This window comes from Acinetobacter sp. C15, from assembly GCF_013420645.1.
GTDB classification, from domain to species: Bacteria; Pseudomonadota; Gammaproteobacteria; order Pseudomonadales; family Moraxellaceae; genus Acinetobacter; species Acinetobacter indicus.
This window is the reverse complement of the sequence record NZ_VOXR01000003.1, coordinates 57835-84767: the sequence shown is the minus strand read 5'-3', so window position 1 is coordinate 84767 and position 26933 is coordinate 57835. Positions and strand designations below refer to the sequence as shown.

The 26933-nt window shown below is 47.7% G+C and carries 24 protein-coding genes and 3 tRNA genes; 11 read left to right on the top strand and 16 right to left on the bottom strand.

Translation table 11 applies throughout. From position 1 onward, the window contains the following. Nucleotides 1–35: 35 nt before the first annotated feature. Nucleotides 36–1934, top strand: a complete 1899-nt coding sequence (locus FTT63_RS02125; protein WP_163142486.1) for a DUF4105 domain-containing protein — start codon at nucleotides 36–38, stop codon at nucleotides 1932–1934. A 133-nt stretch (nucleotides 1935–2067) separates the two neighbouring features. Continuing rightward, the gene (locus tag FTT63_RS02120; protein WP_104473477.1) at nucleotides 2068–3429 is read left to right on the top strand and encodes a diguanylate cyclase; all 1362 of its coding nucleotides are present in this window, start codon (nucleotides 2068–2070) and stop codon (nucleotides 3427–3429) included. 112 nt (nucleotides 3430–3541) lie between these two features. On the opposite strand, the gene FTT63_RS02115 is transcribed toward FTT63_RS02120, so the two are convergent. From FTT63_RS02115 to FTT63_RS02090, 6 genes are all read right to left on the bottom strand, one after another. Continuing rightward, on the bottom strand, nucleotides 3542–3898 hold the full coding sequence (locus FTT63_RS02115; RefSeq protein WP_005176472.1) for a cupin domain-containing protein: 357 nt from the start codon (nucleotides 3896–3898) through the stop codon (nucleotides 3542–3544). Nucleotides 3899–3994: 96 nt separating this feature from the next. Continuing rightward, complete coding sequence (folE, locus tag FTT63_RS02110; RefSeq protein WP_005176473.1) at nucleotides 3995–4543, bottom strand: GTP cyclohydrolase I FolE; 549 nt, start codon at nucleotides 4541–4543, stop codon at nucleotides 3995–3997. 93 nt (nucleotides 4544–4636) lie between these two features. After that, the gene (locus FTT63_RS02105) at nucleotides 4637–5320 is read right to left on the bottom strand and encodes a Smr/MutS family protein (protein ID WP_005176474.1); all 684 of its coding nucleotides are present in this window, start codon (nucleotides 5318–5320) and stop codon (nucleotides 4637–4639) included. A 206-nt stretch (nucleotides 5321–5526) separates the two neighbouring features. Next, nucleotides 5527–6333, bottom strand: coding sequence for an indole-3-glycerol phosphate synthase TrpC (gene trpC / locus FTT63_RS02100; RefSeq protein WP_005176475.1), 807 nt, complete (start codon nucleotides 6331–6333; stop codon nucleotides 5527–5529). Between the two features lie 17 nt (nucleotides 6334–6350). Beyond that, nucleotides 6351–7397: an anthranilate phosphoribosyltransferase gene (trpD, locus tag FTT63_RS02095; protein ID WP_016659977.1), complete on the bottom strand. Its 1047-nt coding sequence runs from the start codon at nucleotides 7395–7397 to the stop codon at nucleotides 6351–6353. Nucleotides 7398–7416: 19 nt separating this feature from the next. After that, nucleotides 7417–8001, bottom strand: a complete 585-nt coding sequence (locus FTT63_RS02090; protein WP_005176479.1) for an aminodeoxychorismate/anthranilate synthase component II — start codon at nucleotides 7999–8001, stop codon at nucleotides 7417–7419. Between the two features lie 809 nt (nucleotides 8002–8810). Between FTT63_RS02090 and glnA the strand changes: the two genes are divergently transcribed. The 4 genes from glnA (at nucleotide 8811) to FTT63_RS02070 (ending at nucleotide 13164) form a co-directional block, all read left to right on the top strand. Beyond that, on the top strand, nucleotides 8811–10226 hold the full coding sequence (glnA, locus tag FTT63_RS02085) for a type I glutamate--ammonia ligase (RefSeq protein WP_171065055.1): 1416 nt from the start codon (nucleotides 8811–8813) through the stop codon (nucleotides 10224–10226). A gap of 182 nt (nucleotides 10227–10408) precedes the next feature. Continuing rightward, complete coding sequence (locus FTT63_RS02080) at nucleotides 10409–10918, top strand: chorismate lyase (RefSeq protein ID WP_016659978.1); 510 nt, start codon at nucleotides 10409–10411, stop codon at nucleotides 10916–10918. Nucleotides 10919–10926: 8 nt separating this feature from the next. Then, nucleotides 10927–11805, top strand: coding sequence for a 4-hydroxybenzoate octaprenyltransferase (gene ubiA / locus FTT63_RS02075; protein ID WP_127800418.1), 879 nt, complete (start codon nucleotides 10927–10929; stop codon nucleotides 11803–11805). 126 nt (nucleotides 11806–11931) lie between these two features. Beyond that, nucleotides 11932–13164 (top strand): S9 family peptidase, encoded by a 1233-nt coding sequence (locus tag FTT63_RS02070; RefSeq protein WP_163142477.1) that lies wholly within the window; start codon nucleotides 11932–11934, stop codon nucleotides 13162–13164. 46 nt (nucleotides 13165–13210) lie between these two features. Here FTT63_RS02070 and FTT63_RS02065 read toward each other — a convergent pair whose 3' ends face one another. Then, on the bottom strand, nucleotides 13211–14104 hold the full coding sequence (locus FTT63_RS02065) for a LysR family transcriptional regulator (RefSeq protein WP_016659982.1): 894 nt from the start codon (nucleotides 14102–14104) through the stop codon (nucleotides 13211–13213). 213 nt (nucleotides 14105–14317) lie between these two features. On the opposite strand from FTT63_RS02065, the gene FTT63_RS02060 reads away from it, so the two are divergent. Both FTT63_RS02060 and FTT63_RS02055 read left to right on the top strand, forming a co-directional pair. After that, entirely contained in the window at nucleotides 14318–16060 is a 1743-nt protein-coding gene (locus FTT63_RS02060) for an FAD-dependent monooxygenase (RefSeq protein ID WP_180191932.1), read from the top strand. Nucleotides 16061–16227: 167 nt separating this feature from the next. Then, the gene (locus FTT63_RS02055) at nucleotides 16228–16506 is read left to right on the top strand and encodes a hypothetical protein (protein ID WP_045795172.1); all 279 of its coding nucleotides are present in this window, start codon (nucleotides 16228–16230) and stop codon (nucleotides 16504–16506) included. Here FTT63_RS02055 and FTT63_RS02050 read toward each other — a convergent pair whose 3' ends face one another. From FTT63_RS02050 to FTT63_RS02025, 6 genes are all read right to left on the bottom strand, one after another. Continuing rightward, entirely contained in the window at nucleotides 16507–16950 is a 444-nt protein-coding gene (locus FTT63_RS02050) for a DUF2726 domain-containing protein (protein WP_005176498.1), read from the bottom strand. It lies immediately after the preceding gene. Nucleotides 16951–17006: 56 nt separating this feature from the next. Further along, nucleotides 17007–17082 (bottom strand) — tRNA-Asn (locus FTT63_RS02045). 263 nt (nucleotides 17083–17345) lie between these two features. Then, nucleotides 17346–17421: transfer RNA gene (locus FTT63_RS02040), tRNA-Asn, on the bottom strand. Between the two features lie 5 nt (nucleotides 17422–17426). Then, nucleotides 17427–17502: transfer RNA gene (locus FTT63_RS02035), tRNA-Asn, on the bottom strand. A gap of 146 nt (nucleotides 17503–17648) precedes the next feature. Next, a complete protein-coding gene (locus tag FTT63_RS02030; RefSeq protein ID WP_005176500.1) occupies nucleotides 17649–18275 on the bottom strand; it encodes a superoxide dismutase in 627 nt (208 codons plus the stop codon). A 151-nt stretch (nucleotides 18276–18426) separates the two neighbouring features. Further along, entirely contained in the window at nucleotides 18427–19185 is a 759-nt protein-coding gene (locus FTT63_RS02025; protein WP_180191931.1) for a Nif3-like dinuclear metal center hexameric protein, read from the bottom strand. A 170-nt stretch (nucleotides 19186–19355) separates the two neighbouring features. Between FTT63_RS02025 and FTT63_RS02020 the strand changes: the two genes are divergently transcribed. After that, nucleotides 19356–20534, top strand: a complete 1179-nt coding sequence (locus tag FTT63_RS02020; protein ID WP_104471244.1) for a S1C family serine protease — start codon at nucleotides 19356–19358, stop codon at nucleotides 20532–20534. 317 nt (nucleotides 20535–20851) lie between these two features. On the opposite strand, the gene FTT63_RS02015 is transcribed toward FTT63_RS02020, so the two are convergent. From FTT63_RS02015 to FTT63_RS02005, 3 genes are all read right to left on the bottom strand, one after another. Continuing rightward, entirely contained in the window at nucleotides 20852–21844 is a 993-nt protein-coding gene (locus FTT63_RS02015; RefSeq protein WP_180191930.1) for a Tim44 domain-containing protein, read from the bottom strand. A gap of 120 nt (nucleotides 21845–21964) precedes the next feature. Continuing rightward, nucleotides 21965–23356: a DNA repair protein RadA gene (gene radA / locus FTT63_RS02010; protein ID WP_016659986.1), complete on the bottom strand. Its 1392-nt coding sequence runs from the start codon at nucleotides 23354–23356 to the stop codon at nucleotides 21965–21967. Between the two features lie 135 nt (nucleotides 23357–23491). Beyond that, nucleotides 23492–24841 (bottom strand): sodium:alanine symporter family protein, encoded by a 1350-nt coding sequence (locus FTT63_RS02005; protein ID WP_034597619.1) that lies wholly within the window; start codon nucleotides 24839–24841, stop codon nucleotides 23492–23494. Nucleotides 24842–25155: 314 nt separating this feature from the next. Between FTT63_RS02005 and FTT63_RS02000 the strand changes: the two genes are divergently transcribed. Beyond that, nucleotides 25156–26559, top strand: a complete 1404-nt coding sequence (locus FTT63_RS02000; RefSeq protein ID WP_180191929.1) for an amino acid permease — start codon at nucleotides 25156–25158, stop codon at nucleotides 26557–26559. A 133-nt stretch (nucleotides 26560–26692) separates the two neighbouring features. Continuing rightward, nucleotides 26693–26923 (top strand): lipoprotein, encoded by a 231-nt coding sequence (locus FTT63_RS01995; protein ID WP_016659988.1) that lies wholly within the window; start codon nucleotides 26693–26695, stop codon nucleotides 26921–26923. Nucleotides 26924–26933 lie beyond the last annotated feature (10 nt).

The window sequence follows — 26933 nt, the reverse complement described above, 5'->3', positions numbered from 1 at the left end:
TCTATATAAGAACCGAATAAGAATTGATCTGCTGAATGAAACCTCTTGCTTTTGTATGTGCTGCTTTGTTATCTCCTGTGGCGTATGCCGCGACATCTTCTGCTGAATCTTCAACCCTAACACAGTTGTATATCCAGCGTGCTGAACAGCAGCAACTGGCACAGCAAAACACCTGGCAACGCCTAATGTATGCCAATGCCACCGGGCAGAGTACTGTCAGCTATGCCGGCTATTTTTTAACAGAGGCCAAAACACCCGATTTAAACCAGGAATTACAGGCGCATATTGCAGCGCTGTTTCAGCAGGCCGAGCCAAATCAATCGGTACAATGCCGTTTTCCGGCACGTAGCCGCTGGCTGGTGCAACAACTGAATATTCCACAGACGGAACTGGCTGCCGTGGCCTGTCCGGAACTGGATGAATGGATTGGCCAGATTCGTCCATACAAAACCACTTTAATTTATGCCACCGATTTTATGGGCAATCCCAGCTCCATGTTCGGGCATACCTTGCTGCGACTGGACCCGAAAGATCAGCAGGAACTGAACCTGATTTCCTATGCGGTAAATTATGCGGCCACAGTGCCGGGTGAGCAAAGCTGGTCCTATGCCTGGAAAGGTCTGACCGGACAGTATCCGGGTGAATATTCCCTCATGCCGTATTACCGCAAGGTTAAGGAATATGGTGATCTGGAAAGCCGCGATTTATGGGAATACGAGCTGGATTTAAGCCCGGATGAAACCCGTTTTCTGGTGGAACATATCTGGGAAATGAAGCACGTCAGCTTTCCCTATTATTTTGTCAGTGATAACTGTGCCTATCGTTTATTGGGCCTGATTGATCTGGTCCGTCCAGAGCTGAATTTACAGCAACAGTTTAAAGTGGCGTCGATTCCAGTTGAAACCATCAAGGCGCTGGCAGATTCAGATCTGGTCAAAGACACCGTGTATCGCCCGGCGCTAGAAACCCAGTTACTGGCTCAAGCCCGCCAGCATGGTACAGACCTGGCGCAAGCTGCACATCAGCTGGCTTTTGCCGAATCTGCCGATTTAAATACGTTATTACAGTCTTATACCGCATTAGAGCAGGCCAAAATACTGGAAATGGCCTACGATGATCTGTACCTGCAGTTTTTAGCCCGCAAGGTCGAAACCGGTTTTGCCCAGCCACGTTTACGCCAATTACTCAGCCTGCGAAGCCAGCTTCAGGTCGACAAGCAGCGCCGCGCGCCGGACGTCCCAAACGTTGATCCAAGCCAGGGCCATCATGCGCGTAACCTGACGCTAAGTACCGGTGAAGTACAGGGACAGTCCTTTATCGAACTGGGGCATCGGCAAGCCTATCATGATCTGCTCGATCCGCAAGGTGGTTTTCGTACCGGGACTCAATTGCTATTTTTACAGGGTGCGCTGCAATATCGGGATGAAACCCTAAAACTGAGTCAGCTCGATGTGCTGGCGGTGAACTCCTATAACCCGATTACGCCGTTTAAAACACCATTGTCCTGGGGTTTTAATCTGGGCTGGACCCAGGAAGCGCTCGATCAGCATGGTCAGTTCAGCACTCAGGAACAGCATGGTGTAGCCAATTTACAGGTCCAGATGGGCTATAGCTGGGCCAGTGCCGACCGTGAGCATATTTGCTATGCCCAGCTACAAAACCATCTACAGGCCGGTAAAGCACTGGGTCGTGGCTGGCGCGTGGGTGTCGGACCCACCTTGGGCTGCCAGAATATCTGGAGTCCGCAGCTGAATAGTGTGCTGCAAGTGGAATTGCCATACTGGGAAGATGCCCAGCAATGGAATTTGAGACTGCACAGCCAGCTGCAATATGTGCTGAATCCGCAGCATGCGATTCGTCTGGGCTGGGAATATCAGCAGCAGGATCAACAGGACTGGCATCAGACCAGTCTTGGTTATGCCTGGTTCTTTTAAGCTGAAGTCGTGAAGTCAGGCTTGAAAATCCAGATTGTTATTAAGTGAATATTCATTTAATTCACAAAAGAATTGTCTTATGTGACAGCTGCGTTAAAATCTGCGCTGTAATTCATCTGTGTGAGGCGGTTGTATGAACCAAGAGCGTATAGAGGAACTTGCAGCGCAGTGGCAGGCGATTTGCGGGCAATTTTCTGAAACCGATTTAAGCTATAGCTTCGAGTTCATTCAACAGCATGTCACGGTGCTGGTGGCCGAATTTTATCGACAGATGATGCAGGAGCAGGAAGCCTCTTATTTCCTGTCCGATGAACTGGTGCGTAGCCGCCTGAAAAATGCCTTGCAGCAATGGCTGCTGGACAGTTTTGCAGTTCCGTTCAAGCAGGATTTTAAAGCCATTGTCGCCAAGCAGCTGAAAGTTGGGGAAGTGCATGCGCGTATTGGCGTTCCCTCCTGGCTGATTATTCGCGGCATCCGCGAAATCCAGCGCAAAAGTTTTGCCTTTTTTCTGCAAACCCCGCAGGCCGATGTACTGGCTGCTGCCGATTATATGACCCAGGTGCTGAGCCTGGCCGCGGAAATTATGTGCCGCACTTATGAGGCCAAGGTGGAAATTCATAATGATATGAAACACACCTACCGCCTGTTTTCTGCCATGCAGGATGTGGCCGTGCAAAAAGACCGCCAGCGCGGTTGTCTGCTGGACTGGGAAAATGAGCTGATGTTTAAAGCCTTTTCTGACCAGTCACAGCTGTTTCATCCGCCACTCTCCAAATCTGAATTTGGCCTGTGGTTCATTCATAAAGCAGCCTATGCTTTTGCCAGCGCCGAGCAGGTCGAGTTTATTATCCAGCGGATTTATCAGGTGGATCAGTTGAACCAGCAGCTGCTGGACACTTCCAATCAGCAGCAGAAGCTGTTACTGATTCAGCAGATTCGCTGTAAAAACCGCGAAATCCAGCATCTGGTCGATCAGCTGTTTCAGGTGGCGGAATATATCGGCACGGGCAATGATTCGCTGACCCAGCTGTTAAACCGGCGTTATTTAAATACCATCCTGATTCGTGAAATCCAGTTCTCGCGCAAAAACCGCTCACCTTTAAGTCTACTGGCGATTGATGCCGATTTCTTTAAAGAGATTAATGACCGCTATGGCCATGCCGCCGGTGATCTGGCCTTGCAGTTTATGGCCGAAGTGCTGCTGGAATCGAGCAAGGGCAGTGATTATGCTTTCCGGGTTGGTGGGGAAGAGTTTTTATTGCTGCTGGTCGATAGTGACTGGAACCGGGCCCAGATGATTGCCGAAACCATCCGTCGCCGGGTTGAAGATACCCCAATCCGTTCTGCTGAAGGTGAGAGTTTTAAATTTACCGTGAGTATTGGCGCAGTGCAGTATGATGGCCATCCGGATTATCAGCGTTTTCTGGATGCCGCAGATGCAGCCTTATATAGCGCCAAAAATGCCGGACGTAATCAGGTCTATCTGGCCAAATAAGCCTTTTAAGTCTCATCCCGGCATGAAAAAACGCCCAAAACTGTCGGGCGTTTTTTTATATCAAAGCAGCAAGATAAAACCAGCCAAAACATCAAAAAGCTCAAGCGGTATTTTAGGCCTCAACCACCACATAATATTTTTTCACTGCTGCAACCACTTCAAAGGTACCGACAAAACCCGGTGGAATAATTCCGGCCTGACCGGCGGTAACTTCAATATATTGTCCGTGCTGGTCATGAATACGCACCACGCCTTCAATCACATTAAAGAATTCCTGTTTATTGTCAGCAAAGACAATATTCCAGGCGCCGACTTCGCACTGCCAGATGCCACAGCTCATATTGGGATGTTCATAGGCACTATATGTATCACGTTTGGGATTGCCTTTGACCAAACGATCCGGACGCGGGAAGTCGACACTGCATTCACTTTGGGTCAGGCCCTGACCGGCTAAATAAATTGAAGACATTTGCATTCCTTAAAATAATAGGGAAACCAGCGGTAGTATAAGAAACAGGACATAAAAAAGCCCCAACAGATGTCGAGGCTCCAGCATTATTTAGGTTTAGTAACTTTCAGGTACGGCACTTAAAAATTCACGGCGTGCATCTTTATCGGTTTTAAAGTCACCAATAAATGACACGGTACGTGTGGTCGATTCCTGCTTGCCAACACCACGCATCATCATGCACATGTGTGCAGAGTCAATCACCACCGCAACACCGCGGGCTTTGGTCACTTCAGCCACGGCTTCTGCAATCTGCTGGGTCAGGTTTTCCTGAATCTGTAAACGGCGCGCAAACATTTCAGTAATACGGGCAAATTTAGACAGTCCCAAAACATTGCCTTCCGGTAAATAGGCAATATGCACACGGCCATAAAATGGCAGCAGGTGATGCTCGCATAGCGAATAGAATTCGATATTTTTGACCAGCACCATTTCACGGTTATCAGACGGGAACACGGCGTTGTTGGTCACTTCAGCCAACGTCTGGCTATAACCCGAGGTTAAATACGAAAATGCTTTAGCAGCACGCATAGGCGTATCTTTGAGACCAGGGCGATTTAAATCTTCACCAACGGCAGTAAGAATGTTTGCGTAGGATTGCTGCATAGACATAAGACGTGTTCACTTACACTGATATTGAACAAGGACGGCATTGTAGCAGAAAACCGCAACAATGCCTGCTTTTGAGGAAAAATCCGCTTATTGTTTAAACTTTGGATTCTTTTCTGCACGTTTTAGCAGAACCAGCACCGCACCGGTGCCGCCCTGTTTTTCCGGCGCACTGACAAAGGCCAGAACATCGCGATGCTGACGTAACCAGCCATTGACATAGGTTTTTAAAATGGCTTCCGGGCCTTTCCCATGCACAATTTTAATCACGTTCTGATTTTCATCTTTGGCCATCTGAATAATTTGCAGCACGGCCACCCGGGCTTCTTCCACGGTACAGCCATGCAGGTCGACCGCTTCAAACCAGCGCAAATTGCCGGCTTTTAAATCTTCAAACACCTTATGCTGCAAGGTGGCAATGCGGTAGCTTAAACTGGCCTGACTGCCCACCGGATTAAGCATGGCTTGCGTGTCCGACAAAATGGTCTCATCAGTTTGCATGGGGCCTTCGGCGGCTGCGCGTTTAGCCAGCGTCTGGGCATCCAGCTTTTTCTTGGCCGGTTGGGCCACTGGCGCGATATTGCCATGATCCATTTTCTGGACCCCACGCATTTCTTTTTGAAACAGCTCAAAATCTTCGGCCTGTTCCTGTTCGGCAGTTTTGATGGCCGGCGCTGCTGGCTCTACGCGCGGATGCGGATTACTGATCTGCTTTTTAAAATCTTTGAGTAATTTAAACTGTTCTTTCGATAGCGAAGAATCGTGTTTGCTCATAATCGAAAATAGGAGGATAAAATTTCAATCCAGTATAGTCTGAATTACGCCTGATTTGAACTGAAACGGATTCAGCTTGGCGCTGCATCTGGCTTGAAATGAGAGATGTTAAGATGGGGCGATATAGGAAGATGACCGCCCTATGAAAGTAGGGCAGTGCAATCGCACAGTTCAGGATAAACCTGCCTCCTGAACTGCACCAAGACTTAGACCTTTTGCGGCGTACCAAACAGCTCGCTAAAGGCCTGATCCGGACACGGTTGTTTCATAAAGCTTTCACCGACCAGGAAGGCATGAATGTCATGCTCCTGCATCATCTTGACATCTGCCGGGGTGGCAATACCGCTTTCGGTTACCAGTAAACGTGCTGGATCGAGTAATTTTTTCAGACGCAATGAGGTGTTTAAATCCACATCAAAGGTTTTTAAATTACGGTTGTTCACGCCAAGCAGACAGCGATCACTTAAACGCAAAGCGCGTTCCAGCTCTTCTTCGTCATGCACCTCAACCAGTACATCCAGATTGTGTTCAAACGCGGTTTTCGACATTTCTTCCAGTTGCTGGTCTGACAGGCAGGCCACAATCAGCAAGATACAGTCGGCATGTAGCGCACGAGCTTCAACCACACCATAAGGATCAATCAGGAAGTCTTTCCGCAGTGCAGGCAGGCTGCAATGGTTGCGGGCCAGCGCGATATTTTCATCAGCGCCCTGGAAAAAATCGACATCGGTCAATACAGACAGACAGGCAGCACCGGCAGCTTCATATTGCTGGGCAATTTCAGCCGGATTAAAGTTTTCACGAATAATCCCTTTAGATGGCGAGGCCTTTTTTATTTCTGCAATCACGCCCGGACGTTTGCTTTTCAAGCTTTGGGCAAAACCGCGCACCGGTGTGGCGGCCTGGGCCAGTTGTTCCAGATCATTCAAACTGCGCTGTTTCAGACGTGCAGCAAACTCTTCCTGTTTGCGATCAACAATTTTACCTAAAATGGTATTTGCGATATCCACCATGATTTTATCCTGCCGTCTTAAGCTTCGTACTGTTTTAAGGTTTTGGTAAATTCGGCCAGTACGCCCATTTTTTCCAGTGCCTGACCGCCATAAATAATGTCATGCGCCAGTGCCACACCCTGTTGATAGGTTTTGGTCAGACCAGACACATAAATCCCGGCGCCGGCATTCAGGGCAATCATGTTGGCCGCTTTTTCACCGCGTTCAGATTTATTTTTGCCAAGTGCATCTTTAATCAGGGCCAGACTTTCTGCCGAGTTTTCCACCACCAGACCGGTGAGGGTTTGCGATTCAATGCCCACTTCTTCTGGAGTAATGGTCCATTCGGTGATTTCCCCATCTTTCAGTTCTGCTACGGTCGTGGCAGATGCCAGACTGATTTCATCCAGACCATCACGTGAATGCACCACCAGCACGTGTTCAGCACCCAGCTGGTTCATCACTTCAGCAATCGGGCGGCAGAGTTCGCTGGAGAATACGCCAATCACAAAACGTTTAACTCCGGCCGGATTCGTAAGCGGGCCGAGCAGGTTGAAAATACTACGAATACCCAGTTCCTTACGTGGGCCAACTGCATATTTCATGGCTTTATGATGGTTCGGCGCAAACAGGAAACCTACGCCCATATCGCGGATACAGCGTTCAGTTTGCTGCATGTTTAAGTCTAGGTTAATTCCAGCCTGTTCCAGCAGGTCAGAGGAACCAGATTTGGTCGATACGCCGCGGTTACCATGTTTGGCAATGGTGGCGCCAGCGGCTGCAATCACAAAGCTGGACGCCGTCGATACGTTAAACAGGTTCTGGCCATCACCGCCGGTACCGACAATATCGACCAGATACGGAATATCGCTAACGTCAATTTTAATCGCGAACTCACGCATCACGCGCGCGGCTGCGGTAATTTCATCAATACTTTCACCTTTCAGGCGCAGGCCCATCATCAGGGCACCAATTTGTGCATCGGTGGCTTCGCCCGACATGATGGCACGCATCACATCTTCCATTTGTGGCTGAGTCAGGTGAATCTGTTTTGTAATATGATTTAAAGCTTGTTGAATATTCATGGTGTTCACTTTGTTCAAATTAGGCATAAATTTCTAAAAAGTTCTGGAAGATTTTGTGGCCATGCTGGCTCAAAATGGATTCCGGGTGGAACTGCACGCCTTCAACCGGCAATGTCTTATGTTTCACGCCCATAATTTCTTCCATGGAACCATCGGCTTCATTGGTCCAGCAGGTGACTTCCAGACATTCTGGTAAGGTCGCCTGATCAATCACCAGCGAGTGGTAACGGGTCGCAGAAAACGGGCAGGGCAAATTGCTGAAAATACCCTGATCGCTGTGATACATATCCGATAAACGGCCGTGCATCACTTTTTTGGCCCGTACAATGTTGCCGCCAAAGGCCTGACCAATACTCTGATGGCCCAGACATACGCCCAATAACGGGATTTTGCCGGCAAAATGCTGAATCGCTGGAATGGAAATGCCTGCTTCAGATGGTGAGCACGGACCGGGACCAATCACCAAATACTTCGGTTGCCATCGCTCAATATCTTCTAATGTGACGCTGTCATTGCGAACGACTTTAACTTCTTGATTTAACTCGCCAAAATACTGGACGATGTTATAAGTAAAGCTGTCGTAATTATCGATCATCAAAAGCATGAGCTTAACCTGTCAAAATTTATGCACCTGACTGTGCTTGAAGAATTCCCTGAAATGCCTGGTTTTCCAAAGTGGAGGGAGGTCACAACACGGCTATTTTTCGAGCGAAAAAATGCGGGGAAAACGCAGTGCAAATCATCATAGCAAAAAATAAACATGTGCGGCTGAACATTTTCAAGCAGAATAGCTTTTATACAGATGAAATCTTTTAAGTTTATGGCTGAGCTGCATTCAGCTTGTGGCTTTTACGTGTCCGCTGTGATGTTGACCCCTCTTGCTGCCAAACCCCTAAAATGATGCATAATGACGCAGATTCACCAAAATGGCGCATTTTAAAATGGGCATAAAAATTTAGCTGAGCACGACTTGCGAAAAGCGCACAGAAAAGCACTTGAAGAAAAAATAAGCAGAAATAAATGAAAATCTGATTTTTACTGGAAAAAAGAGTTTTTATCTATAAATCACTCAATTAATCCAGTCTGAAATTCATTAGAAAAATTGCATGAAGCGCGAAATTGGCGAAATAAACAGCAGTATTATTAAGCTGTGTTAAAATGAAACCTGATTATTTGCACTATTTTGATACACACGAGAAATCTTTTGCAGGAAAAATCGCAAAGAGTGCTTGAATATGGTGCATTTCAGTATAGCCCTAGTATAATAGGCACAAAGCAAAATCCCTAAATCTTAATTTCTCATAAGAAATTCAATATTTTAACTTTGCTTTTAAAAGTTGGTACGGTAATTGCTTAATAACTGCCAACTACTAACACGCACTTGGGTGTGCAACAAAATATCATTGGAGCAAAATGAGCATGGCGAACAAGGTCCTTCAACTCATACAAGAAAGTGGTGCAAAATGGGTCGATTTCCGCTTTACTGATACTAAGGGTAAAGAGCAGCACGTAACTTACCCTGCAGACAGTATCGATGAAGATACCTTCGAAGACGGTAAAATGTTTGATGGTTCTTCAATTGCTGGTTGGAAAGGCATTGAAGCATCTGACATGATTTTACGTCCAGACGCTGAAACTGGTTTCATCGACCCATTCTTTGCGGAACCAACAGTTGTCGTGACTTGTGATGTCATCGAACCATCTACAGGTCAGGGTTATGAACGTGACCCACGCTCGATTGCTCGCCGTGCAGAAGATTACTTAAAGTCTACCGGTATTGGTGATACTGCATTCTTTGGCCCAGAACCAGAATTCTTCGTATTTGACGAAGTGAAATGGGACATCGATATGTCTGGCGCACGCCACACTTTAATTGCTGAAGAAGCGGCTTGGTCTACAGGTAAAGACTACGAGTCTGGTAACTCTGGCCACCGTCCACGCGTTAAAGGCGGTTACTTCCCGGTTCCTCCAGTTGATTCTCACCACGATATGCGTGCAGATATGTGTGCAAAAATCGAAGAGATCATGGGCCCAGGTCGTGTAGAAGTACATCACCACGAAGTTGCATCTTGCCAGTTAGAGATTGGTGTGAGCTTCAACACCATGGTGCGTAAAGCTGACGAAGTGCAACAGTTCAAATATGCGGTGTGGAACGTAGCGCACCAATACGCGAAAACTGCGACGTTTATGCCTAAACCAATGGTAGGCGATAACGGTTCAGGTATGCACGTGCATATGTCGATCTCTAAAGACGGCAAAAACCTGTTCGCGGGTGATGAATACGCTGGTCTGTCTGAAATGGCACTGTACTTCATTGGCGGTATCATCAAGCATGCCCGTTCATTGAATGCGATTACTAACCCATCTACAAACTCATACAAACGTCTGGTTCCGCACTTCGAAGCACCGATTATGCTGGCTTACTCAGCGCGTAACCGTTCTGCTTCTATCCGTATTCCTTACGTGTCTAGCCCGAAAGGCAAACGTATTGAAGCACGTTTCCCAGATCCAATGATGAACCCGTACTTAGGTTTCGCGGCACTGTTAATGGCGGGTATTGACGGTATCCAGAACAAGATTCACCCAGGTGAAGCTGCGGACAAGAACCTGTACGATCTTCCACCGGAAGAAGAAGCAAAAATTCCAACCGTTGCTCACAGCCTTGAAATGGCGCTGGAAGCACTGGCCGCTGACCATGACTACCTGTTAAAAGGTGGCGTGTTTACAAAAGAAATGCTCGATGCTTATATCGAGCTGAAAACTGAAGAAGTTCGTCGTCTGAACACGACTACTCACCCAGTTGAATTAGACATGTACTACAGCCTGTAATTTGACCTCAGATTCATGCTCAGAAAATCCGCGCTTGTCGCGGATTTTTTTATGGCCTTCATATTCATTTAGGTGAGGTAGATTGATGGCGAATATGACATTTGCGCTTTTTGGCTGAAAAGCCCATGGTTTAGTAACAGATTTCAGTTACACTAGGCCAAGCGATAAAAGGGGGATAAGTGATGCGCGGCCAACAGACCTGTCAATTTCAGGATCAGACCATTCCTGCAGGATTGAAGACATGGCTGTATGCACCAGGCTCCCTGACACAACAATTAACCGATCTGGCCGGTGGCCAGTTTCAGGTACAGCCACTGCGCGAAAGTTTCCAGCGCCTGAGCTTTGAAGATGCCAAATGGCTGGGCATGCCGCATCAGCATACCTCCTGGGTGCGGGAAAGCTATTTATATGGCTGTGAAGAGCAGCCTTGGGTTCAAGCCAAAAGTATTTTTCCGATTTTAAGCCTGCAAAAAAAAGCACGCCTGTTCAAGCATATTGGTAAAAAGCCGATTGGCCGGTTTTTGTTTCAACGTACCAATCCGGCCTGTGAGCGCCGGGTGATTTTATTGCCCGAAGGCTGGACCAGACAGAGCTGCTATACTTGGCATGGCTGTAAATTTATTGTGCAAGAAAGTTTCTTGCCCAGCTTTGAGCAATTTCTACATTCTTCTTTTCAACAGCAACGTGGTTAAGGACAGTCATGGCAACTGCACATTCAATTACCTGGCGTGAGCGCTTGGAAGCCTATTACTATTTATGCCGTTTTGATAAGCCGATTGGCACCGAACTGGTGTTCTGGCCAACCATGTGGGCCTTATGGATTGCTGCTCAGGGAACACCGACCATAGGTGTGCTGATTCCAATGATTCTGGGTGTGATCTTTATGCGTGCGGCAGGCTGTGCCATTAATGACTTTGCCGACCGTAAAGTCGATGCCCATGTTGAGCGCACCAAAACCCGTCCTTTGGCCACCGGCATCATTAGCGCCAAAGAAGCGGTGATGGTGTTTCTGGTGCTGGTTGCTGCCAGTGCCTGCCTGTTGTTGTTCTTGCCGCTTGAAACCTTTTACTGGTCGTTTGGGGCGTTATTTCTGGCTTTTATCTACCCGTTTATGAAACGCTATACTCATTTACCGCAGGTATTTCTGGGCGCCGCATTTTCATGGTCTATTCCTATGGCCTATACCGCGGTGGGTGCAACCCCGGATTTAACCTGCTGGTTATTGTACTTTGGCAACCTGGCCTGGACGGTGGCCTATGACACTCAATATGCGATTACTGACCGCGAATATGATCTCAAAATTGGGGTGAAATCGACCGCCATTTTATTTGGCCGTTATGATATTGAGATTATTTCTGCCTTGCAGCTGATCAGTCTGCTCCTGATTGGCGCGGCGTTGTGGATCGAAAATCTGTTCATGCCATTTGGTCTGGTGGCACTGGCTGTGGTGGCACTGGATTTTATCTATCAATGGCACAAAACCAAAGACCGTAATCCGCAGCAATGTTTCTGGGCTTTTCGGCATAACCGTTGGGTTGGGCTGATGATTTTTACCGGAATTTTTCTTGCACTTCTCTAGGTTTATGCATTTGGTCTGATCTTGCAAAAAGCCAACAAAGCATCCGAGCAGGATGCTTTTTTTTATGCTTAATTCAAAGAACTCAGGCTGAGTACTTAACAACAAGAAGATAAAGAGGAATTCAAGATGACAACGACATTTAAAAAACTGTTATTGGCGGTAACCTGCTCCTCGGCGCTGTTATTTACAGCATGTGGTGGCGATGATAATGACTTTAACTTTATCCGTGACAAAACTTTTGTATCTGATGCTGCCTATACCCAAGATGGTATTGAAGGTGCGATCATCCGGGTCATGACCTATAAAATGCCAAATGTACGTGACCAGAAAACAGAAGCTACCGCCATGGTATTTTATCCGTCCGCACCTCGTCCGGTAGATGGCTGGCGTGTGGTGGTCTGGGAACATGGAACAGTGGGCATTGCTGATCATTGTGCACCGAGTCGCAACAGTTTAAATCCGCGTTTTAAGGCCATGGCGGAAAGTTTACTGGCCGCAGGCTATGTGATTGTCGCGCCAGATTATGAAGGGCTGGGCACGCCGGGCATTCATCCGTATTTACATTTAGAAAGTGCGGCCCAATCTGCTATTTATTCAGTACGCGCCTTAAAAGAAGATCTGGGTGCACACATGCATGGTGCCTGGATGTCGGTGGGGCAGTCACAGGGTGGTCATGCCTCTTTAGGTACTGCGGAATTTGCCAATCAGGATGCCAATTATAAAGGTGCAGTGGCAGCAGCACCGGCTTCGAGTCTGGGTTATATCATTGCGGAAGTCGCGCCGGCGGCCATTCATGATCTGGAACTGGCAGAGAGTGTTGGTCTGTATCCGGTTGGAACGGCCCGTAATGTCTATGCAGAACTGATGGCCTATGCTGCCTATGTCGCGGTCGGCATTAAAGCCTATGAACCGGACTTTAATTACCTCAGCATCTTCCAGCCGGAATCGCAGGATATTGTGCCAGAAGCCGAAGGCAACAATGGTGAAAATGGCCAATGTCTGGACGAGCTGATGCAGTCCTTTAGAGAAGATATAGATGCCTTTACTGAAAATAGTGATCTTGCTGTGGCTGATTATCCGGGACTGACGGCAAATTTCCAGGACAATGCAACCATTAAGCAGTTCCTGGCCATTAACCAGCCGGCCACCAAAAAGCTGGATAAACCGATTATGGTGATTCAGGGTGAGGCAGATACTGCTGTACCGGCAGCTGTCACCACGGCACTGGTAGATAACTTAAGAGAAATGGGGACGACGGTTGAATATGAATTGGTCCCGGGTGCCTCGCATACCCAGGCCATTGTGCAGAGAAATGCCGAGCTGGTGCGCTTTATTCAAACCCACATGCCTGCGCAATAATGTCCTCCTGAAAAACTCGCTGATCAGTCCGGAAGATCGGGGCTGATCAGCTCTCAGTGACCGAGATTTCGAGTTTGGCCAGTTCCTGAGTAATGAGCTGCAGTGCCAGATTATGGTTATTTTTACGGTAATTGGCATATAGATGGAGCGGCTGAACTTCAAAATCGGTTTCAATGATCGCCACATGCTCATTCAGAAAGCGCAGCAGATATTCCGGCACAAAACTGTAGCCCATCCCCAGATTAATCAGATTAATATGCTGCAATACATTGGTGACCCAGAGTAACTGCTCGGCCGGCATCTGTTCAATCGGCACCTGCCGGGTGACCTGTTCATAAAACACCGGAGAAGCGGTTTGCTCGCACATAATCAGCCGCTGTTGCAGCAAGGCTTCAGCACTCATCCGCGACTTGGTCGGTGCAGATTTTTGCCCTGACACCAGATAGATTTTCTCTGACAAAATGGGAAGATCGACAAAATCATCCTGCTGAATGGCATAGCGGGTCAGGCTTAAATCCAGCTCAGCATTTTTAAGGCGCTGAATCTGCTCCAGACAGGTCAGGCTCTGGATATGAATCTGCAGATTGGGAATGGCCTGTTTTAAGCGTTCTAGCATCAGCGGCAGCACTTTCAGCTCGGCCACGTTCAATAAGCCAATATGAATCTGGTTGTTTTTCTGATGCGCCACCTGACGCGCTGCGGCAATTGCAAGTTTGGCGTTTTCAATCGCTTGCAAGGCATAAGGTAAAAAGGCCCGGCCTTCATCGGTCAGTTGAATCTGCCGCGCGGAGCGATCCAGCAAACGAACCCCGACTTCTTCTTCTAAATCCTTAATCTGCTGGCTTAAAGAGGGCTGGGCGGTAAAGAGTTTATCGGCTGCTTTGGTAAAACTCTGTTCTTCTGCCACCGCTGCAAAATAGCGTAAATGCCGTAATTCCATGACTTTCATCCACCGTGCAGATCATCGCCCTAGTGTAACCCAACACAGTCTGAACTGCATTTCACATGAGTCGATGTGTTTTATCCAGCAGCTGACTAGAGCTAAAACCAATAGTACTATCGTTTATACGCATAGAAATAGGCGGCCTGGATGGGGCGGATTACACTGCATACAAATATTCTGCAACAGATACAGCGGTGAAAGGAGTCCGGAATGTCTACACACTATGATACTGATGTGCTGGTGATTGGTACGGGGCCGGCGGGTTCTACTTTGGGGCTGGCCTTGGCCAGTTATGGCATCAGGGTGCAGCTGTTTACCCAGTTTAACTGGCTGGCCAACAGTCCGCGTGCGCATATTACCAATCAGCGTGCGATGGAAGTTCTGCGTGACTTGGGCATTGAAGAGCAGGTCAAAGCCATTGCCACGCCGTGGCAGCAGATGGGCGAAAGTTTACTCACCACCAGTCTGGTCGGGGAAGAAATTGCCCGGATGAGCTGCTGGGGCACGGGCGATGAGCGTCATGGCGATTACATCAAAGGCAGCCCATGTCCCTTTGTCGATCTGATCCAGCCAAAAATGGAAGCACTGCTGGTCAAGAATGCGGCCGAACGCGGTGCGATTTATAACTTCAATACTGAATATTTATCACATACTCAGGATGAGCATGGCGTAACCGCGACCTTTCTGAATCGAGTGACCCAAACTGAATTTAGCCTGCGGGCCAAATATTTAATTGGGATGGATGGGGCGCGTTCAAAAATTGTTGAAGAGCTGAAGCTGCCCTTAGAAGGGGTGATGGCGCGTGCTGGAACCGTGTACGTCACTTTTAAAGCCGACCTGTCCAAATATGTGGCACATCGTCCGGCCATTTTACAGTGGATTGTGAATCCGGAAGCCAGTTTTGGTGACTTGGGCATGGGATTACTACGTGCCATTCAGCCCTGGAACGAATGGATTATGGGCTGGGGCTTTGATATTAGCAAAGGCGAGCCGCAAGTCACCGAAGCACAGGTCCGGGCGCGATTGAACACCTTTGTGGGTGAAGAGGTGCAGCAGGTCGAAATTGAAAAAGTATCTTACTGGTATGTCAATCAGACCTGGGCCACCCAGTATTCGGTGGGGCGCGTGTTCTGTGGTGGCGATGCGGTACATCGTCACCCGCCATCGAGTGGTTTAGGTTCCAACACCTGTATGCAGGATGCGTTTAACCTGGGCTGGAAGCTGGCTTATGTGCTTAAAGGCTGGGCCAAGCCAGCGCTGCTGGAGTCTTATAGCGATGAACGGGCGCCGGTGGGCAAACAGATTGTGGCACGTGCCAACCAGTCCCGTTTTGACTATAAGCATTTAAAAGAAGTATTTGGCTTTGATCAGGGTGTGCAGACCCAAGCCGAGATGTTGCAGCGGATTTTTGCGGAAACACCGGAAGCGGCCGAGATTCGGGAAAAGTTGTATCAGGCGCTGGCGATTAAACATTATGAGTTTAATGCTCAAGGGGTGGAGCTGAACCAGCGTTATCTGTCCAATGCCGTGCTGGCAGAAACAGATGAAGAAATCTTTGTACAGGACCCACAGCTGTATTTGCAAGCCACCACACGCCCGGGTGCCAAACTACCGCATACCTGGCTGATTGATGCGCAGGGCTATAAACATTCCACCCTGGATATTGTCGGTAAAGGGCGCTTTACGCTACTGACCGGTTTATCGGGTGCAGCATGGAAAGCGGCAGCGGCCCGGTTAAGGCTGGACTATCTGGATGTGATTCAGATTGGTTCACGTGAACATCGCGATGTCTATGCCACCTGGCAGCAAAAATCGGAAATTGCCGATGCCGGTGCCGTGCTGGTACGTCCGGATGGCTATGTGGCTTGGCGGATGCAGGACACACCAGAACAAGGCTTTGATCATCTGGCCTGTTTAACTCAGGTTTTTGGCGAGATTCAGCTGAACCTCTAATCGGGTAGATGAGCAGTCTGACGTGATCTGTAACGCAGCCGTCTGTAGCCGTACAGGCGGCTGTGTTGTATCTTCAGGTTCAAGCAAACATCAACAGAGGCTTTGTCCTCGAAAATGATTTTGTTATATTGAGCGTCATTTTGATGCATCTGACAGAGGACTCTCTCATGACCGCGCCTGAACAGCAACGACCGAATCAGCCACCCAATACCAAAAAGATTATTCTGTTGGCCAGTTTAGGTCTGCTGATTCCTGTTTTTCTGGTCAGTATGGCGTTTCTGGCTGTCAACAGCGATGCGAAAAATCAGGAAAAATATAAACAGCAGCAGGCAGAGATGATTGCGCGGATTAAAGCGCGTGAAGCAGCTGAACAACAGCAGGCGCAGCAACAAGCTCAACAACAAGCCGATGCAAACCCAGCAGCTTCTGAAGCTGTAGCGCCTTAATTAAAGAATATCCTGCTGCAATTGTCTGATACTCGGAATCTCCGTGTATCGGATCACCTGATAGCCCGCCTCAAGCAACATGGCATCCCGCTCGGCATCTTCGCTTTCTTTGCCAATATGAGTGGGATCATCCAGTTCAATAATAATCACCACATTCATCTGCTGATCCAGCAAAACAAAATCGGTGACCTTGCGATTAAAGCGGGAACGGATCTTGTAGTTACTATTGGTAATTAACGCACTAAAAGCAACTTGAGCCAGAATATGATGTTCGGGAAAAGCCTGCTTTAAGCGGGCAAACATCTTGGCTTCAAACGGGGTAATGACTTTTTTCGGAAAATATTTCTGTTTGGGGCGCAAATAGGAGGCTGCCACCAGCAGCATCAGCACCAGTGTGGCCAGGCAGCCAATAAAGAAGAAAGTCGACTGAGCGCTATTGAACACAACACATACTTGTATAAAGAAAAAACCCACTCAACTGGAGTGGGTTTTTAGAATCTTGGCTCTCCCACCTGGGCTCGAACCAGGGACCTGCGGATTAACAGTCCGTCGCTCTACCGACTGAGCTATGGGAGAATCTGAAACGCATTCTAGGCGGCAAAGGGCAGGTGGTCAAGTCCGCGGCCTGAAAAAATGTAGTTTTTCAGTTTAACTGAATTAAAAATAAACGAATGAAGGCGTTTGGAAGCAGAAAGCTTGGTGTGTGGCTTTTACTGGTCTATGACGGGCAGGGTGCCGTGGTACAGGTAGGGGCTATTTTAGGATGATGATTCTCATTGAATCCCCCAATCTAAACGCCATAAAAAAACCCACTCAACTGGAGTGGGTTTTTAGAATCTTGGCTCTCCCACCTGGGCTCGAACCAGGGACCTGCGGATTAACAGTCCGTCGCTCTACCGACTGAGCTATGGGAGATTAGATGGCTCTCCAACCTGGGCTCGAACCAGGGACCTGCGGATTAACAGTCCGTCGCTCTACCGACTGAGCTATTGGAGAATCTGATGCGCATTTTAGGGAGGAATGCGCCGGTCGTCAACCAGATTATTTAAACAAATGAATCATTTGCCTTAGATTTATGCAGTTATTCCCTAAAAATAAAAAAATCACCCTTAAAGGGTGATTTTTTACACAGAAAAATAAAATTATTTTTCTACGCCAGCTGGTTGGCCTGCAAGTTTCGCGTTGGCATAATCCCAGTTCACCAGGCTTTCAAGGAAAGTCGAGATGTACTTAGGACGTGCGTTACGGAAGTCGATGTAGTAAGCGTGTTCCCAAACGTCAATCGTTAATACTGCAATTTTGCCGTGCGCCATTGGCGTATCTGCATTTGAAGTTTTCATGATTGACAGTTTGCCGTTTACGTCGTCAGCCACTAACCATGCCCAACCTGAACCGAATTGAGTTGCAGCAGCAGTTGCAAATTCTTCAGCAAATTTTTCGTATGAACCAAAAGCTTCATCAATTTTCGCTGCAATTGCACCAGTAGGTTTACCACCACCGTTTTTCGCCATACAGTTCCAGTAGAATGTGTGGTTCCATACTTGTGCAGCATTGTTGAAAATACCTGCTTTAGAAGCATCGCCAGCACTTGCCTTGATGATTTCTTCTAAAGTTTTACCTTCAAGCTCAGTACCTGCGATCAGGTTGTTCAGGTTCACAACATAGGTATTGTGGTGCTTGTCATGGTGAAATTCTAAAGTCTCTTTGCTGATGTGCGGCGCAAGATCTTCGTAACCATATGGTAATGCTGGTAAAGTAATCGTTGTCATGTTTTCAATTCCTTGCTTATGCTGGGTTTTGAGTTTAAGTCGGCTTATTGTAATAGATTATTCAACAAAATTGCGCATTGCTTATAAATAACATTACACAATAAATCCTTAATTTATACGTATAAGCCAGCCTCAATTCATCTCCCAAGTTTTAAATCGGATTATTCAATTCGAAATAGACATATTCGAGATTAAATTCGCGTGCCAGCGCCTGTCCCAAACGCTGTACACCGCAGCGTTCAGTCGCGTGATGGCCACAGGCATAATAATGGACGCCCAGTTCTTTGGCTTCATAAAAGGTACGTTCTGACACTTCGCCAGAAATATAGGCATCACAGTCTTGCGCTGCGGCTTTATGAATATAATCCTGCGCGCCGCCGGTACAGAAACCGACTTTGCGGATTTCGGTTGGATTGGCCGGTAAATGAATGGTATCAAACCCCAGTTTTTCACTTAACAGGGCTTTAAACGCTTCTGGTGACATGGCCTGTTTTAAATAGCCAATATTGCCAATTGGATGACGTTCACTCGGGTCCAGTGCTTCCAGTTGCTCCAGTCCCAAAATATCAGCAATGGCCGCATTATTGCCCAGTTCAGGATGTGAATCGAGCGGTAAATGATAGCCCACCAGCGAAATATCATGCTGGATTAGGCTTTTAATGCGTTTACCGCGCATTCCGGTAATCGGGTAGGGTTCACCTTTCCAGAAATAGCCATGATGCACCAGCAGCACATCGGCTTGCTCGGCAATGGCGGCTTCAATTGCATCTTGTGATGCAGTTACCGCACACAGAATTTTTTTGACTTCCGGTTTGCCTTCAATTTGCAAGCCGTTTGGGGCATAGTCTTTAAACTCGGCTGATTTTAAGGTTTGATCACACCAGCGGATCAGGTCATGCAGCTTAGCCATAAATCTCTCAAAAGCCTTAAATTTTGTTGTCATCAAAACATATTTTGAATTGTAACTAAAGCAGCACAAAACTCTTTAGTGATTTTTATGTTTCCTTATGTATTTCGCTTTACAATAGGTCATAAATTACTTAGTCATCAATGAATTAAAAAATTTTAGAGGATAGAGCTGTGCGCCGGACCTTTACATGGTTACCTTGGGTGTTACTTATTATCGTGATTATTGGCTTTTTGGGCTGGCAACAGTTTCAAAAACCGAAAGCTCCCGTTGCCCCGGATGGGGTGAAAATGCCTGCTGAAAAAGTAGAACCGCTGATTGATACCACCCGTACTGGCGGGGTGGTGTCTTATAGTGCTGCCGTAAAAGTAGCAGCACCGGCCGTGGTCAATATTTTTACCACCCAGAAAATCAAGCAGCCTAATCATCCTTTGTTTAATGATCCGGCATTCCGTGAATTTTTTGGCGATCAGTTACCGGAACAATATCGCCAGGGACCTAATGAAAACAGCCTCGGTTCCGGGGTGATTGTACGTGCCGATGGTTACATTTTGACGAATAACCATGTGATTGCCCAGGCCGATCAGATTGTGGTGGCCTTGCATGATGGCCGTCGTGCCGAGGCAAAAGTGGTCGGCACCGATCCGGATACCGACTTGGCGGTAATTAAAATTGAGCTGGATCAGTTACCGGTTTTACCATTTAAACTCAGTGGCAATGAAGTCGGTGATGTGGTGCTGGCGATTGGTAACCCGTTTGGGGTAGGCCAAACCGTCACTCAGGGGATTATTTCCGCGACCGGTCGTTCGGATTTAGGCATTAATACCTATGAAGACTTTATTCAGACTGATGCTGCTATTAACCCGGGGAACTCCGGTGGTGCGCTAATTGATGTGGCCGGGAACTTAATTGGGGTCAATACCGCGATTTTCTCGCAATCGGGCGGTTCTTTGGGTATTGGCTTTGCCATTCCGGCTCAGGTCTGTCAGCAGGTACTGAACTCGATTTTAAAAGATGGTCGCGTGGTACGTGGCTGGTTGGGTATTAGCTTATTGCCGGTACAGCAACAGAATATTCTGGAGCCAAAACAAAGCGGCGTAGTGGTGGCAGATGTCTTGGCCAATGGTCCTGCAGCCAAAGCCGGTATTCGCCGTGGCGATAAAATCCTGAAAGTGAATGATGAAGAGATCACCTCAACATCACACCTGATTAATTATGTGGCGCTGCAGCAACCGAACCAGCCAGTGAATATCCTGATTGAACGTGAAGAACAGTCTTTAGAGCTGCAAGTGGTGGTTGGTGAGCGTAAAGTGCAAAACAGTGATAAACAGTTTATTCCATTACCAGAATAAGCTCGCAGTACGCGCTGTAAATTAAACATGAAAAAGCTCCGCAGGTCGGGGCTTTTTTTAATGGGTGAATTTTATCAGCAGTCTGTTAGTGAAGAGCGATATTGTAAGATCAAGCGAAAATACGTAGGAACGTACTGAATGGCGCAGAGCAGACATACCGTCTTATAGAGATGATCGCTGTGTCACATCTCTAGGTCTTTCCATCCCTCGAGATAATCGGTTGGGGACAAAATAAAGCAACTAAATGAATAACATTCCGCAGGCGGTGCAAAAACAAAAACAGCGGCCGAAGCCGCCGTTTTTGATCTTAGGTTTAATTAGTGTTCTTGCTGGATACCCGCAACCAACCAGTCCTGGCTAGAGCCTGCTGGCTTAACAAAATGCCAGATTTCAGTGAATGGCTGTGGCAAGCTGTTTAAATCTTCACTCACCGTACCGGTAAAGCGCACACTCACCACATACTGACCATTTTCAGTAGCAGAATCGACCACCATCGCATTTAGGTTAGAAAACTCAGCCACATCCTGATCCTGATTGGCCATGATGTCCTGATACATCGACTGGTACAGATCAGGGGTTAAATAACGCTGAATTTCAGCAATATTGCTGGCCGTATTCATAGACTGAATATGGTTAAAACGCTGACGTGCAACACGCAGAAAGGCTGCTGGCTCCGTACCATCTGGTAACTGGTTACCACTGTTGGTGTACGCGGTACCAAAGGCAGCATTATTGACCGGTGCTGCACCAAATGGCGCATTGTTGGTTGGGGTTGAACCACCTACGTTCTGACCAAAGATATTGGTGTTATCGCCACCGGCACGTGGTGCAGCAGCAGATTGACCAAACGGTGCGTTGTTGGCACCGTTATTTGGCGCATACGGGTTATTGGCTGCTAATTTTTTTTTTGCGCCCATCTTGCGGAAAATGAAGAAGGCGACTGCTGCAGCGAGGAGAATCCAGATCCAGCCTGGAATTCCTCCTTCTTCCTCCTGTTGAGCCTGTGCCTGGCTGGCTGGCTGATCATCTGCTAAGGCATTGGCAGCCACTGCACCAATCGCAGCACCTGCAACACCCGCAGCGACCATACCACCGACACCCGGACCAGATTTTTGCTGCGCAGGCGCAGTAGCAGGCTGTTGTGCAGGAGTAGCTTGACGAGGCTGTTGGTAAGATTGAGTTGGTGTTGCTGAACGGCTCATGCCATGGCTTTTACCACCACCGGCACGTTTTGCTTCGGCTGCTAAAGGGGCAACCAAGAGGGCAGCTGTTAAAATACCAGCCATCAAACCACGCTGTCGAACTTCCATCAATTTTTCCTATTTAAAAAAGAAATTTATCGCCCTGTATTTATGCAGGCATTTGTCCCGAATTTCAATACAGAATTCAGCTTTTTTCACATGAAAAGCTCAAAAAATAGGGCAAAGGCTCTAGTGCAGTTCTTCACTTAAACTCATGGCCTCGCTCAGGGCTTCATGCAAACGGGCCACCGCAATCACCTGCACCCCTGGAATCGCTTTTTGCGGTGCATTGGCACGTGGCAAAATAATATATTTAAAGCCATGTTTAATCGCTTCTTTTAGACGTTCCTGACCATTCGGCACCGGACGGATTTCACCGGATAAACCGACTTCACCAAACACCGCCAGTTGCTGGGGCAGGGCTTTGCCGCGAATACTCGAAGCACAGGCCAGCAGCACCGCCAGATCGGAGCCGGTTTCGGTAATTTTCAGCCCGCCGACAATATTGACATAGACATCCTGACCGGACGTCTGCACACCACCATGACGATGCATCACCGCCAGCAGCATATTCAGCCGGTTTTGTTCTAAGCCGAGTGCAACCCGGCGCGGCTGACCATGTGCATCATCGACCAGTGCCTGTACTTCCACCAACAGCGGTCGTGTACCTTCGCGGCTAATCATCACAATTGAGCCGGGAATGGCTTCATCATAACGGCTCAGGAAAATCGCTGACGGATTGGCCACTTCACGCAAGCCTTTATCGGTCATGCCAAACACGCCCAGTTCATTGACCGCGCCAAAACGGTTTTTGACCGCACGAATCATCCGGTAGCGGGAATCGGACTGACCTTCAAAATACAGCACACAGTCCACCATATGTTCCAGCACACGTGGCCCGGCCAATGCACCTTCTTTGGTCACATGACCGACAATAAACAATGCTGTGCCACTATTTTTGGCAAAACGGGTCAGGAGCGCCGCCGATTCACGGATTTGCGATACGCCACCCGGTGCAGATTGTAAGGTTTCAGTATATAAGGTCTGGATAGAGTCCAGAATTGCTACCGCAGGACGTTGCTGGGCCAGCACCTCACAAATCCGTTCCACACAGGTTTCAGCCATCACTTTGAGCTGATCGGTCGGTAAATCCAGTCGCTGCGCGCGTAAGGCCACCTGCGATAAGGATTCTTCACCGGTGACATATAAGGCTGCGCTGTTGCTGGCGGCCATATGGGTCGCGGTTTGCAGCAAAATGGTCGATTTCCCAATCCCGGGATCACCACCAATCAGCACCACTGAACCAGTGACCAGACCACCACCAAGTACCCGGTCAAATTCGCCAATACCGGTGGCAAGGCGGGTTTCGGTAGAGACTGAAATCTGGTTTAAAGTTGTTACAGTTGAAGCCTGACCGGCATAGCCGCCGCCCATGCGTGGCTGGGCACGATGGGTCACCGCAGGGGCAATACTGACTTCGGTTAAACAGTTCCATTCACCACAGTCTGAACATTGACCGGCCCATTTGGGATGATCTGCGCCGCATTGTTCACAGCGATAGACACTTTTTGCTTTTGCCATAAATAAACGTCTGGAATGTGTTTTTTAAATCTTGCCCCACAGCATACAGAGGAAATGCTGATTTTCAAATTGTTGATACAGCGGCAAAGAAAAACCACCCGCAGGTGGTTAATCTTGTAGTTTTGTCTAAACGCTTTAGTAAAGTTCGCCGGATTTGCGTCGTGCAATAAAATCTTTCGATTCTTTGGCAATTACACCCGACAGCAGCAATAAGGCAATCAAGTTCGGTACTGCCATTAAACCATTAAAGGTATCGGCAAACAGCCAGACCAGATCTAGAGTTGCGACACAGCCAATAAACACCGACGCAATGTAAATCAGGCGATACGGCAGTACAAATTTCTCACCAAGCAGATAGGTCGCACATTTTTCACCGTAATAGCTCCAGCCTAAAATAGTCGAATAGGCAAAGAAGATCACCCCGAAAGTCACCACCCAGCCCCCGATTCCCGGCAGCAGTTTGTCGAATACGCTAATGGTCAGTACTGCACCGTTCTGATCACCAAAAGACTGGCCGGCCATAATAAAGCCCATGACCAGCACAATACCGGTAATTGAACAGACAATAATGGTGTCAATAAAGGTACCAGTCATTGAAACCAGACCCTGACGTGCCGGATGGTCGGTTTTGGCCGCAGCGGCAGCAATTGGCGCAGAACCCATACCGGCTTCATTGGAGAAGACCCCGCGCGCAACACCATAACGGATCGCGGCACCAATCGCACCACCTGCGGCAGCTTCACCGGTAAAGGCATAGGTGACAATCATTTTGAGTGCTGGCACCACCAGTTCAAGGTTATTCAGGATGATGACCAAACCACCGGCCATATAACCAACCGCCATAATCGGCACAATAACCGAAGAGGCTTTGGCGATGGATTTAATCCCGCCCAGAATTACCAGGGCTGAAAATACGGTAATGATGATGCCGGTAATCCAGGTTTCCAGGCCAAAGCCATTTTCAACGGCCAGTGCTACCGTGTTGGATTGCACCGAGCTACCAATCCCGAAGGAGGCCACTGCACCGAAAAAGGCGAAAATCAGCGCCAGCCATTTCCATTTCAGGCCACGTTCAATGTAATACATTGGACCACCGGACATTTCACCTTTCTCGTTTTTTACCCGGTATTTGACCGCCAAAACACCTTCACCATATTTGGTCGCCATCCCGAACAGGGCAGTCATCCACATCCAGAATACGGCGCCCGGACCACCGAGTACGCAGGCTGTGGCCACACCGGCAATATTACCGGTACCAATGGTGGCAGAAAGTGCGGTCATGAGGGAGGCGAATTGGGAAATATCGCCGGAATGTTTGTCCGGGTGTTTGCCAAAAACCTGTTTAAAGGCCAACGGCAGCATCCGGAATTGCCAGAACAGCAGGCGGAAGGTCAGGAATATCCCGGTACCGACAATCAGCACCAGCATATATGGGCCCCAGACCCAGCCACTAAGGGTTTCCATGAGTGTTTGTAAATCTTGCATCATTGTTTCTTCTTATGTCTCAAAATAGATATTTTGTTTTCTATATAAGCAATTGATATGCCATGCTCATCCTGAGCAAGAGATATAGTTGCGTGCTGCATTTTTATTTGTTACACAGAATTTATGTTTTGACAAGAAAATTGATATAAACCTTGTCAATCCTCCCTTTGGATAAATTGATAACTTTTTGTTATAAGAAAGATAAATTAAATTTAATTATTCCGCAGAAAATATAGATGAAGCGGCATTTCTTTTTGTTTTCTGATTTCTTTTACGTTAGTTTGTCGTGGTTAACACTGAAGTTGAATTCAATAATGTCGTATCAAAATACAAATTCGTCACAAGAAAAAGGCGATCTGCAGCGAAGTTTATCTAACCGGCATTTACAGCTGATTGCCATTGGTGGCGCCATTGGAACAGGATTGTTCATGGGCTCAGGCAAAACCATCAGCCTGGCCGGGCCATCGATCCTGATTATTTATATGATTATTGGTTTTATGGTGTTCTGCGTGATGCGGGCGCTGGGCGAACTGTTGCTGTCCAATCTGCAATATAAATCCTTTATTGATTTCAGCACCGACCTGATTGGCCCGTGGGCCGGCTATTTCGTCGGCTGGACCTACTGGCTGTGCTGGATCACCATCGGCATTGCAGACCTGTCGGCGATTATTTATTACCTGCAATTCTTTAATGGCAGGATACCGTTTACACCTGAAGAAGGGGTGATGATTAGTATTGCAGCTATTGTCTTCATCATGGGCTTAAACCTGGTGACCGTGAAGCTGTTTGGTGAAATGGAGTTCTGGTTTGCGCTGATTAAAATTATTGCCATTATTGTGCTGATTGCAGTCGGTTTATGGATGATTTTTACCGGTTTTACCTCAGATGCCGGCACAGTCGCATCCTTTACACATATCTGGAGTCATGGCGGCCTGTTCCCGACAGGTACTATGGGCTTCTTGGCCGGTTTCCAGATTGCGATTTTTGCCTTTGTTGGGGTAGAACTGGTCGGTACCACAGCGGCTGAAACCAAAGATCCAGAGAAAAACCTGCCGAAAGCAGTGAACTCGATTCCGGTACGTATCATCATTTTCTATGTATTGGCCTTATTAATTGTGATGTCGGTAACGCCATGGAACCAGATTGATCCAAATATCTCACCGTTTGTAAACCTGTTCAGTCAGGCGGGTATTGCGGCCGCGGCGATTATCATGAACCTGGTGGTACTGTCTTCGGTGATGTCGTCGATGAACAGTGGCGTATTCTCGACCAGCCGGATGCTGTTTGGTCTGTCACGTGAGCAGCAGGGTCCTAAAGCTTTTGGCCGTTTAAATAAACGTGCAGTACCAGCCAATGCGTTGTATTTCTCGGCGGTGTGTCTGCTGTTGGGTGCGGCGTTACAATACTTTGTACCCGATACCGTGAAAGCCTTTACGTTGGCGACCACGCTTTCGACCATTCTGTTTATTTGCGTCTGGCTGATTATTATCTGGAGCTATATTGTCTATTACAAAACCCGTCCGGAACTGCATGCCCAGTCGACTTTTAAATTGCCGGGTGGCCTGTTCACCTGCTGGATGGTGATCATCTTCTTTATTAGTATGATCTATGTGCTGTCTCTGGAGTCAGATACCTTGCAAGCCTTAATGATCAGTCCGATCTGGTTTGTGATTCTGCTGATTGGCTATTTCGGTTTCTATAAGCCAAAACAGAAATAAGCCATTGCACAACAAAAAACGTCAGTGTCCAATTGGCGTTTTTTTATAGCACAAGCTAATCTCTAGCGTTTAACACTTTGGTCACAGCAGTGATCGCGTTATACTTCATTGAAAATTTTAAATAGGTGGTCAGATGCGTTCTGTCATTTGCTGCATCAGTTTATTGACAGCCAGTTTTGTACTGGTCGGTTGTGGTCAATCGGGAGCTTTACAGTTGCCGAGTGATCCAAATTACGACAAACGTGCCAAATATCTGTTATATCCCAATGTCGATTCAGAGCAACATCCTGAAGAGCCGACACCTGCACCGGTACAGCAACAGTTTGCTGCACCTGTAGCTTCGAATTCCACGACGACACCTTAACGTTCATAGA